Here is an 11,693-nt window from a genome sequence, read left to right as displayed (position 1 = left end):
GGTCATGTTTCGAGTTTCCGCAGCTATGACTGCCCCTATTTATTTTTTAAGGATAATTGTGTTTGGTTCTGTTCACAGGCACTGATTAAATCTTTGAGATTATTCATTTGTCGAACATTCATCGCTTCTTTTAAGGGGGCTTTAAATTCAGCAATGAATTCAGAAATTAACCTGCCCAAACTGCCTTGATTTAAGGCTCCTAAATCTTTTGTGGTTAAGGTATTCTTTCCACCTTGTAAAAGATTCATCAAGTGAGTGGCAGCAGTGCATTTCTCTCTTCTGGTGTATTGCGGAAACAGGGATAAATGATGCATCTCAGGTTGTTTTGCACGCTGCTTATTGTACTGCTCCAATTGGTGTATTAATTTGTCCACCGGATTTTGCTTATTGAGGGCATTAATTAATTGATTCACCGTTTTGATTGGTTTATCTGCCTTGAAATACGATTGAATGGCAAGCTCATGTTCCGCAAGATAGTTTTTGATTGTCTTGTTTAAGCGTCCGTCATTCAATACGGCTTTATCATGATGATTAATCATTGATGCTGGATTGTTCAACGCATTAATAAAGTGCTGTACAGCATCCAGTTTATCCTTTCTAGTGTATTGGAATAATGGGATCCAATGATGAGTGAAGTACTCATCTTTCCTTTTTTGGGCATATTCTTCTACAGTTTTTATCAATCCTGAAAATGGATTTAATTGATCAGTTTCCGATTTGTCTTTATCTGGCACGGATGCGTTGCCTGATGCCTGTTGTGATGTTGTGTTTTCTTGCTGTGTGTTCAATACCTTTTGGTCTTGGAGTTCTTCCTGTTCTTTTGGCTGCTTGGCTGTCTCGATTTCTTTTTGACGCTGTATTTGTGCTTCCAGTTTTTGTTTTCGTTGTTCTTGTGCCTCTAGTTCTTTTTGGTGCTGTTGCTGCGCTTCCATTTTCAGTTGTCTGTGCTGTTGGGCTTCCAAGTCTTTTTGTTGTCGGTGCAATTCTTCCTGTTCTATTTGTTTTTGATGTTCCTGGAATTTTTTATCAAAGGCATTCAGAGCATCAAAAGCACTTTCCAATTCATGCTGTTCATCAAAATATGCGGGTACTAATTTATTGGCTTCCAGAAGTGCTTTGAACTCGCGAATTTGATTGCGATTCAATTCATTTGATATCAGTTCGCTTGGAGAGTGTTCTTTATTGCGTTCAAAAAATTGTTCAATTTGAGGGCTCAGAGTGTCCATCGCCGTTTTGGTATTTTTGATATCGTAATATAAATCAAAGCGATAATAATGGCTTTTCAGATCGATATGGTTTTCTTCCATCATATTTTGTACATTCATGATGGCTTCTTGTATCGCTTTTTTTTGTTCTTTCAAAATAACATTTAAGGCCAGATTGCCTGTCGAGCCCAGAAGAGCATTCAGTTCATGGCGTGGATCGTTGGGAAGCGCTTGTTTTGCTTCAGATTGGAGAACTTGCACCAGTTGATTGCCATGAGTCTTAAGGGATGTTATTAAGTTCGGGCTTAATTCATCAGCAGAACGCCCTTTAAGAAAATGAGCAATGAATGGCCACATCTTCATTTCGATTGCTTTAGCAAGAACATGGTCGATTTTATAGTGGTCCAGAAGGACGCTGATAATTAAGGGTTTATTGAGGTTTGCATTAAAAAGAGAAATGATGTCCTCATCTACTTCAAGCTCGTTTTGCAAACGGTTTTCTGACTTACTTTGGATTTGTTCCAATAATGCACCAAGAATGATTTGATCATTCTCTTCCAACGCTCTGAAAATCAGATGATTTTTCATAGGCTTGGATAATCCTGGATCATCGGTCATCTCATTGATGGAGTGAAACAGGCTGGTAAAGGGACGGTATTTATTTTGAATGACAAATTCATACAGGCGATTGAGTGCTCGTTTATAAATTAAATCGTAGGCAGTATGCGCTGTGTTTGGAGATTCTTTTGTGTTCATACCAAACAGATGATCAAGTAGTTCATAAAGCTCTTGCTTCTTTTCAAATTCAATAGGGGATTTTAATAATTCGTTCACTATATCTGGAGCCTGAGCCAGACAGGCTTGTTTGAACAATTCTTTCGTGTGTGTGGTGAATTGCTCCATTTTCTGCAACTGTCTAAATAGAACGAGATCATTGTTTGTAATGGCAAAATTGATGAAGGCGGCAAAATAGTCGTTCATTTTATCTTGCTCATGGCCCAGTTTCATTTTTTTATAAAAGTATAAAACAGCTTCGGGGGTTCCATCGAGAAACAGTAGACGCAAAAGTTCATTAGAATGGGATTTAAAAAATTGTTCAAATTTAGGTTTTTGGAAAGCAGCATCCAGCAAGCGGTTATTCGTGTGTTTTATGGCAAGTGAAAACAATTGACGAGGCGGCATTTCCGCGTCGTATTTGATCAAAAGCAAATAGCCTTCCTCATTTTTTTCATGAATCGCCTCATACAGAGGAGAGCCTTCGATTTTGTATGCAGAATTGATATATGGAGAAAGGATTTGAATTACTGGTTCATGGTGTGACCTTACCGCTGCTTTTAGCAGGCTGATATAAATTGTGTGATCCATCAGTCGATTGCGTTTTAATAATAATGCCAATAAATCAAACTCTTTTGATTCGGCCAGTCTTAAATAAACCTGTTTATCTGCTGATAAGTTGGGATAATGGTCCAGGAGAAATTCAATGGATTTATAATTTTTATTTTGATGGGCTGAAACAAATAAATCATAGGCTTCATTTAATGACAAATAAACCTGTGAATTTAATTCTTCGGCAAAGGAAAAATAGTGATTTTCAATGGCATAAATCAGTATGTTACATAAGGGTTGGATGAGTATTCTTAATTCGGCACGGTATTGTCTATCGGCAAACTCATCATCTTTTGTAGTACGTTCAAACAATCGTTGATCGTATTCACTCATTTCATTGCGAATGAATTGATACAAGAGGGAAGAAGAAAATGATTGTGTCGAGTTTGGAAGTGCTTGAGCCAGCTTGATTGCATAGGGATAAAAATCAGAGTTACTACTGTCTATGATTACCTTTATGGTTTTTAATGCCAGATCTGGGGACTCTTTGGTAATGTGTTCGTACAAATGTTTATTATCATTGGTTACGGCAATCCATAATAAATCATCCAGTTGCAGATGATCTGCCGTTAATATTCGGTGTTTTGGGACGTCATGCTGGTAATTATTCCATGATCGGATGATAAAATCACTGAAACCTGATTGAATTAATTCTTTAATTAATGGTTTGTTAGTTTGAGTAAAAAATTGGTAAAAATCAACAGAACTTGACAGTATGGCATCCAGACGTTGATGATCATTTAATTTTAAAGCATCTTTGATTTGTTCTATTTGAAATTCAGTGGATACCTTAAATTGTTTCCGGGTCAGAAATTCAACCATCTCCTTATTACCGCATTCGCAGGCAAATTGAAGCGCCTCGTTACCTGCATTGGCGGAAATTGAATCGGGCCAGTTTCGTTTAATTAATGCATTCTTTTTGTAACTAATTAATACGTGCAGGACAGATAATGATTGATTTTGACTTAACAAATCGACAGGTTCTTCCAGTGAGTTACTCTTTAATGATGCGATGAATCCGTTCCATTCTGATGAAGGATTACTGGCAACACTCAATTCAAAAAACTCGTGGCGGTTTCTTTTTAACGTTTCAGAATAAAGAGACGGTGAGACTGTAAAACCGGCCTGAATTAATTGTTGGAAATTTAAGAGTGAGGTTTTGCTAATCAGTTTTTTATTGATTAGATCATTGTTGTCAACCATCGGATATTGTTCGCGAACCCCAAGCCAAAACGTTAATGCGCCACGCTTATCGTGGTTTGCAGCAGTTCGTATTCCTGCGGTGATAACGGATTTGGGTAGAACCGGGATTTCTTCAGTAAAGGCTTTTAAAAGTTCTGCATTCCCATTTTTGGTGAGTTGGATGATTATTTTTGTTAAGAGAGGCTCAGAAATTGAGTTTAATGGAATGTCATAATTTTTGTATAGTTTTAGTACTTCCATGATACAGACTGGATTTCTTGACCGAGCTGCTCTTAGCAAGCTAAAGTCATTTTGTATCAAAAATTTAAATGCTGTTTTTTCAACAGCCGTCACTACATGATTTTTTTGGTAGTCTTCAATCATTCGTTGAAACAGTCCAATAGTACCTGACCAAAGTGCGTAATAGATTAATGCTTGTTTGTTTTCTTTGTTGGATTTATTGGTATAGATCTGATAAACAAGTTCATTATTGCTGTCCATCAGCATGAGATAGGCGCAGTCTTTTATTGCAATTTCATCGTGTTGCACATGATATTCAATAGTTTGTCTGTCATTGATGTTAGTAGCAAAGAACAAGCTGTTGTAGTTCCAGTCTTTGTCTTTTGGGGCAATAGTTCTTTGGTAGTCCGGTTTGCTATGAAGCGACTTAAGTAACACTTGCTTTTTATCGGGGTAGGTAGCCTGGGATGTGTCATTAGGATTTGCATAGACGATTATGCCTAATCCTACATTACTGTTATCCGGATAGCCAAACTGCCGGGATAACTCATCTATTGCCTCATCTGCTGTCCTAAATCGCCGGGTATTGGTTGACTGGGGATTAGGATGTTCCTCATTATCTTCATCGTAATTGGGATCATAGATTTCAAATTGATCATCAATAAAGGAGAGGGCTATGGCGTGGTTGTGAGAGCGGATATAACACGCTCTGCCTTCGTTACGGATTTGTTCAAGAAGATTGGACCAATTGGTCGGGCTTTCAACCAAGCCGATGCTGAATTCCTTTTTAATGGGTTTACCGTTGATTAAAACGCTATGTTCCATATCTCCTTGATAATACTGACCTTTAGTATACTGAAATCGATTAAATTCAATTTCAATCTCTCTGATAAATTGATCAATCGCATTATTGTGTCCCATTTGATAATCTTCGGGGAGGCTGGCTAATCGTTTTGATAATTCGAAAAATTCGTTTTTTTTACCTTCAAGAGTGTATCGTACGTATAAGCTTGCTAAACCACCACAAACGCCACCTTTATTCAGTTTCATGTGAGCATCATTTCTGCTTAGAAATTTATTGACAGAATCAATAATTTTAACTTGTAATGGCATATCAACCTCGGGGTAATTTTTATTCGATGATTTAAGTGGTGATGTTTTAAATTATAACATATTGTGCCTAAATCGATACTTTTAGAGGTCATTTGATCGCGAAGTATAGGAGTCAATTCAAAATTTGCTTGATTTAATAAGGGTATATTCACTAAGGTAACCCATCAGAAGTGATCAAATAAGGAAGGGGCATATGTTTGGAATGTTTAATCAAGCCAGTCAATGGAAGAGGGGATTACAGATAGTTAGTGTGTTGTTGTTAAGCACAGCAACTTATAAACTGTTAACGGATCCTGATGCGAAGGCCTCGGTAGAAGGCTTGGATATAGCGGTTCACGCCCTTAATTTTTTAACTCTTAGAGAACATGCCAGTCCTCTGAATGAATTCCTGACTTTAGGCGTGAATCTTTTCAGCATGGGGGCATCCTATACCCGAATGACTTCCGAATCGACGCAGACATCTCCATTGCTTGATGCACTGGGAGTTGTTTCTACTGTGCTGAATACCGGGGCTCTATTGTCCGAATCGACACGCGCTAATCCTGAAACTTGTTCATCTATAGTGATGGCTCCTTGATTTGGTTGATCCTGTTTTTATAGAAAAAGAACTGATGAGTAAATTTCTTACTGGTACAATATAATCCATATTTTCCTTAAAGTTTCCTATCCGTATCCTTTTTAATGGGTAAAGTAGTGTAAATTTGGAAAATGCTTGATTTATTAGAGGCTCAATGGATAAAATTTCGACATTTTAATCCTGAGAGGTACTGTATTATGTTTGGTTTTTTTGATAAAGGCATATCCTGGACACAAGGTATGCAATTGTACAATGCAGCAGTTATTTCTGTAGCTGCTTATTCTTTGATTACAGATCCTCAAGGAAAAGTTGCTGATCTTGGACTGGCTCTATGCACTCATGCATTCAGCACTTATTGTCTGAATGAGACAACCGGGTTTGGAGCGAAGTTGCTTGGTGTTGGCGGTAACTTATTCAGATTGGGAGCTATTTATGCTGGAGTGACTTCTGGATGTACTAATGCCTCATGGACATTGAATGCTTTGAGCGCTTGCGCTAGCGCATTGAATTCAACAACCCTTTTATTCTGTGACAGGTCTGATGAGGATGATGCCAAGGCTACCAAAAAGCTCCAATAATGACAGGGTGTATTGATCATTCTTCACCTGTTTCCAAATGTGTCTTGATTTGTTCCTGAAAGAGCATTGCTTTTTGTAAGTTATCCTCGCGAAAACGCACTTGTATCCAGGGAAAATGAGCTTCTTTAGATCGCATTCCCTCTCCCCCACGCGCAGCGAGGGGGAGAGAGTTTAGGGTGAGGGGGTTAAAATATTTGCGCGCAAAAGCGCGCACATTCAGGTACCTTGATTAAATTAATTATCTTTAAATTAAATTTTGTGCACGCTGATTGTTTGTGATCTATATTAATGATTATAGGAATAATAATAATTTAAGATTAATACAATCAAGGAAATGCTATGATCAATATTCTGCTATTGCTATTAGCAGTAACGTCATCTGATTTCGCTTTACTTCCCTTACCTGTACTAGAAAAACAACTCGCTATGAATGAGAGTGTTCAAAGCGTGATCCCATCTTATAATTATCAATTGAATGAAATAAAGGACATGCTTCAAAAGGAGGGGAATACCTTACATGCACCGGTCATTAATAAAGTTCTGACAACGATCAAATGTGCGACAACTTATAATGTTCAACGTAATAACATTTTGACCATTATTGATTATTCCTTACCATCGAACGAAAAAAGATTATGGGTATTTGATTTACAAGAAAAGAAATTACTTTTTCATACCTACGTGTCTCATGGCATCAGATCAGGTACTTTATTAACCAACTATTTTTCAAATAAATACGACAGCAAAGCCAGCAGCATTGGCGTCTATAAAACCGATCAGGCTTATTACGGTCGAGAGGGGCTTTCTTTAAGATTGGCTGGTCTTGATAAAAATTTTAATGACAATGCCTATAATCGGTCGGTCGTGATGCATGGGGGGTGGTATGTAGAGGAGAATTTTATAAAACGTTATGGGAGGCCAGGACGCAGTTGGGGATGTCCTGCTCTTCCTCCGGATCTCTATAAGCCCATTATTAATACCATAAAAGACAATTCACTCATGGTCATTTATTATCCCAGTGATGAATGGTTTGGAAAATCCAAATTTTTAACCTGTGATGCCCCTCCTCAACCAGTCAATTCGACTGTACTGATGGCCAAGCCGGACTCACCACCCAATGATGTGGATCTTAGAGAACCTGTTTTATTTGCTGATCTGAATAAAAATGATCGACGAGAAGAGGAAGAGCCCATTGTTGTGATGTCGGCTGATGCTTATGAGCGGGTATTTCATACCCAGGCACCATTAGGAAGGATGTTGCGCCGTCAAATTAATAATCAAGAGTACATCGCTTTAAGTAGCAAAGAATTTAATAAACTGGTGGTGCAAAATGATAGAGGTGGGTTAGATTCGATTAATTTCGTAATACCCGTCATTATTATGGTGCATGGGTATTATGAAACGCAAATGAAAATTCTCAACATGGGAAAAATTAAAGAGGTGCGTTCAAACTCGGCTACATCAAGTACTATTGATGATGCAATAAAGAGTTATACAGTGAACACGGAAACCAGGCCATTCATTAATTTAAAAGCTACTAATCGGTTCATCCGCTGGTTGGGACTTTAATCCGTTTACCAGGTTGGCAAACCCGAAGGTAGTTTGCCAACCTGGTGTTTACTAAGAGTTAAGCGAGATAGCCTTTAATCCAACTGCAAAATCCACTGGTGATGCTGCACAGTATGATTCCCCAGCACCAATCAATTATTGAAACAGAAACAGGCCAATTTTTAAGTACCGACAGATTGGTCATGTCATAAATTCCGTAGACTATCAGCCCCAAAAATGCGCCATAGAAAAAACTGCTCGCTACTTGATTGTCTGCCAAAGGAAGGACAACCCACCAAATCATCAGCGCAAACAGGATATAAACTACAAAAGCAGCAGGCAGATTTGCGTTTAATTGATTTCCTTCAATATTTAAAAACGGGCCAAGCTGGTTAAAATAAATTGATTTCCCAATCCATCCAATCCAGAGAAAATCCAGCAGGCAGAATAAGAGCATTGTGGGAATGAGGCATTTAAGAGCGGTCATGATTTAATCCTTAATCAATGAGTGAATCGGTTTAAATAATAATTTATGACATAAAAAGGGAAAAAGAACCATCCATATTATACCAAGAATAATGGAGCTGATCGTACCTGCTTGAAATACAGCTACGTGAAATCCTACTCCGCCCAGATAGGCTGCTGGAAATCCAATTAATGCGATAAGCCAGAGAAGACGGCGTATCCGATTGAGAAGATCTACCAGGCAAATGCACAACACACTGAAATTGATCCAAAAGCCTAACATCCACGGAGGTGCAAGATAAGGTTGAAAGGGATTGGGCTGAAAATAAATGAATGAGGTTGCAGCAAATAGACTGTCGCACAGAAAACCTAAACTGGATAGGTAGAACATAAACAGTTTCCAGTTTTTGACTTTGGATAAATCACACCAAAAATAGAGTTGAATCGCGCTGATGGATAGTGACAAGAGAAGAGGAAGCCAGGCAAAATGATTCGCGGCCAGGATAAGTGAGCCAAACCAGACGATGTAATAGGTGTAAATAACCAGTATTTTATTCATTTATTGGCCTAAACAGGGGTTGATATTGATCCAGGGGAATGGAGTTAAAATACCCTGTTTTCATACAGGCCAGGGTGAGAAGCATCTGCTGTTTTATTATCGGTGTTTTGCAAAAAGTACCGTGCAATGCATCTCTTAAAAAGCCCATAACCCGATTTGAGGATTGGAACCAAGGAGTAACAAAACGGCTTGCGGTTTGATAATAATGAAGCTGTGAAGCTCTTTTTTCAGTATAGAGGGTCAAGGCTTTTTGGACGGGCTGTTCGCGTAAACATTCAAAAAGGATTCTGGCATCAATTAATCCCAGATTGGCGCCTTGACCTAATTGGGGGCTCATGCCATGAGCGGCATCTCCAATAATCACAACCCGGTTGTCATGCCATGGGTGCATGCTCACATCGGCATAGGATGCATAGGCGAATTGATCATGTGAATCCAGATGATCCAATAAGGGTCTCAACTTGGGCCAAACATTTAGAACCTCTTTTTTCCATGCAGGGAAAGGGGTATTTTTCCATTGTTCCAATTTTGCTTGGTGTAAACTCCAGAAAAAACTGACCATGAGGTTTTTGTTCTGATACCCCATAGGCAAAATACCGGCCATAATTTCAGTATGTTTATAAACCTGTTCCAGAATTGTATCGAATGTCTGTTCTGTATCCTGACAGATTGCCCATAGTGCACCCCATTCGTAAGGAGTTACGTTTATTTTGCAATTCATGCTGTATCGCAATTGGGATCGTGATCCGTCTGCAATAATCACACAATCATAAGGGCCATGATGGTTTCCTTGATTATCATTCAGATGAACACATTCTTCGCTCTGTTTTATACCAGTAATTTCACAAGGATTGATTATTTTGATGTTCAGCTCGGTCATCTTTTTAAATAATTCTTCATAGAGGACAGCTCTATGGATGCCCAAACCACTATGGTGAGGCACCAAATCAGCATAATGTAAATCCAGAACCACTTTATTTTTATGATTCCTTCCATACAAACCTGAAATGGGGGCGCCTCTGGAAATCAGTGAACGAACAATTCCTAATTGGTTCAACACATCCAGGCCTGCTGGTTGCAATAAGAATCCAGCACCAACAGGTTTTAAATTCTCGACTTTATCAAATACAGTAACGTCAGCATTTAATTTCTTTAAAAACAAAGCAGCTGCAGGGCCAGCAATCCCGCATCCAATAATGGCAATATGCAACATAACTTGCTCCTTCTAATGCGCTGCTCCATTAAGAGTGACATAAAGTATGGTTTTCATCAATGCAACATCAAGTAACGTAGTTATCTCTTCAGGTAAGGCACTCTGTCTTGCTGGTTTAATCGGCCACGGGATAAAAATAAATAACTCATCAGAGCAATAAAGCTGACCCACACAGGAGCGATCCAGGTCATGTCATGGAGATGAGCCTGTTCGGCTACCGGTAAACTGATTGCTCCAAGGCTTGCTGAAATTGCCCAAACAGTGGAAACACCTCGACAGCGGTATTGAGCAGGTAGCTGAAGGTATAAAAAATAATAGAGGGCAGAGCACAGAAAACCATTGGCCAGTATATACAAAACAAGGCCGAGCATTACTCCTGCAACAGAATCCTGGGCGGTAAACCAAAATAACACTGGGGCGCCGAAAAATGCCGCAATCATACTGTTTCGTAATAACCATAACACTTTGGACGGGGGAGTATATCGAGCAATTGGTAATGCCAACAAAGCAGACATAAGTTGCGCCATGGATCCAGCCCAGGCACAGGCAACTGGAGAACCCAAACCCTGATCGGTGGCGTAAGAGACCCAGAATGCATTGCATATATATACTGTAACGCTTACAAAAGCTCCCATAATAGTAATATTCATAATACCTGGCCATTCTTCACGGATTATTTGGCTTATCGGTGATCTGTCGGCAACAAATTCAGGCGATTCTGTGAGTTTTTTTCGTAAGCCACAAACCCAAAGTGAAATCAGCCCAACGAGAACAAAAATAATTCGCCACAACCCTGTACCAGGAGTTGATTGAACCAATGCAGCGGTTGCACCACCCAGAAACATACCAGCAGCACCACTGGCGGCGACAAAACTGCCGGCAATCAGAGGTTTATTGGATTGGTGTTCAACAAGAAACATGGCTGAATTGTTAATTTCTCCGCCAAGAGCGAGACCTTGAGCAATTCTTAAAAGGAGTAATCCCCAGGTCGCACTGATACCAATAACTTCATAACCGGGAAGCAGGGCTATGCCTATTGTTGCCATGCCCATTAAAGCCGCAGAAAAAATGAGCGGTGTTCGCCGACCAAAGCCATCTGCAGAGCGGCCGAACAACCAACCGCCTAAAGGTCTGGCAAGAAAGGCTGTAGCAAATAAGGCAAATGAAAGCATCAAGCTGTATTCTGATGGAGGAAAAAACAGTTTGGCAAACACCGACTTGGCCAGATAAAGGTACAAACTGAAATCCAGCCATTCGAGAAACACCAAAGCAATAACAACCAGTAAGGCTTTTCGATTCATTATATTATCCAATATCAGGGTGACCTCTTAATAAATCCTCGGATTTCGTCATTTTGAAAGCAGAGAAGGATCTCGAAATGCTGGTACAACATCACCTTCAAGAGATTCCTGACTACGTTCGGAATGATTTTCCCGAGGCTATTAAGACGTCACATGCCAGAAGTCTAGGTTCTGTTGACAATTCAAGTTTCGACGTCCCGCGACTTGTTCGCGGGATCCAATTCACTCTTTATAGGCGCAATATATTCTTGTTTTGCGCATGATCTATCGATTCCGCGAACAAGTCGCGGAAAGTAGGCTTGAACATAATGAAATGTCAACAGCCC

The 11,693-nt window shown here is 39.5% G+C and carries 8 protein-coding genes; 3 read left to right on the top strand and 5 right to left on the bottom strand.

From position 1 onward, the window contains the following. Positions 1-35: 35 nt before the first annotated feature. Positions 36-5,063, bottom strand: a complete 5,028-nt coding sequence (locus G543_RS0108120) for a hypothetical protein (RefSeq protein WP_133141315.1) — start codon at positions 5,061-5,063, stop codon at positions 36-38. Positions 5,064-5,319: 256 nt separating this feature from the next. Here G543_RS0108120 and G543_RS0108115 point away from each other — a divergent pair, with 256 nt between their 5' ends. The 3 genes from G543_RS0108115 to G543_RS0108100 all read left to right on the top strand — a co-directional run bounded on the left by G543_RS0108115 (position 5,320) and on the right by G543_RS0108100 (position 7,850). After that, on the top strand, positions 5,320-5,703 hold the full coding sequence (locus G543_RS0108115; protein WP_028384081.1) for a hypothetical protein: 384 nt from the start codon (positions 5,320-5,322) through the stop codon (positions 5,701-5,703). A gap of 197 nt (positions 5,704-5,900) precedes the next feature. Continuing rightward, positions 5,901-6,281, top strand: coding sequence for a hypothetical protein (locus tag G543_RS0108110; protein ID WP_133141314.1), 381 nt, complete (start codon positions 5,901-5,903; stop codon positions 6,279-6,281). Positions 6,282-6,620: 339 nt separating this feature from the next. Then, on the top strand, positions 6,621-7,850 hold the full coding sequence (locus tag G543_RS0108100) for a murein L,D-transpeptidase catalytic domain family protein (protein ID WP_028384078.1): 1,230 nt from the start codon (positions 6,621-6,623) through the stop codon (positions 7,848-7,850). 58 nt (positions 7,851-7,908) lie between these two features. Here G543_RS0108100 and G543_RS0108095 read toward each other — a convergent pair whose 3' ends face one another. The 4 genes from G543_RS0108095 to G543_RS18390 all read right to left on the bottom strand — a co-directional run bounded on the left by G543_RS0108095 (position 7,909) and on the right by G543_RS18390 (position 11,367). After that, positions 7,909-8,316, bottom strand: a complete 408-nt coding sequence (locus G543_RS0108095) for a DUF2177 family protein (protein WP_051190648.1) — start codon at positions 8,314-8,316, stop codon at positions 7,909-7,911. Between the two features lie 3 nt (positions 8,317-8,319). Then, positions 8,320-8,853, bottom strand: a complete 534-nt coding sequence (locus G543_RS0108090; RefSeq protein WP_028384076.1) for a DUF2878 family protein — start codon at positions 8,851-8,853, stop codon at positions 8,320-8,322. Further along, positions 8,846-10,066 carry an FAD-dependent oxidoreductase gene (locus tag G543_RS17465; protein ID WP_051190647.1) on the bottom strand — a complete coding sequence of 407 codons (1,221 nt, stop codon included), beginning with the start codon at positions 10,064-10,066 and terminating at the stop codon, positions 8,846-8,848. Before G543_RS17465 ends, G543_RS0108090 begins: the two co-directional genes overlap by 8 nt. A gap of 80 nt (positions 10,067-10,146) precedes the next feature. Further along, a complete protein-coding gene (locus G543_RS18390; RefSeq protein WP_028384075.1) occupies positions 10,147-11,367 on the bottom strand; it encodes an MFS transporter in 1,221 nt (406 codons plus the stop codon). Positions 11,368-11,693 lie beyond the last annotated feature (326 nt).

Origin of the sequence: Legionella moravica DSM 19234 (genome assembly GCF_000423305.1) — a bacterium.
Classification (GTDB): Bacteria; Pseudomonadota; Gammaproteobacteria; order Legionellales; family Legionellaceae; genus Legionella; species Legionella moravica.
This window is presented reverse-complemented; position numbering and strand designations above follow the sequence as displayed.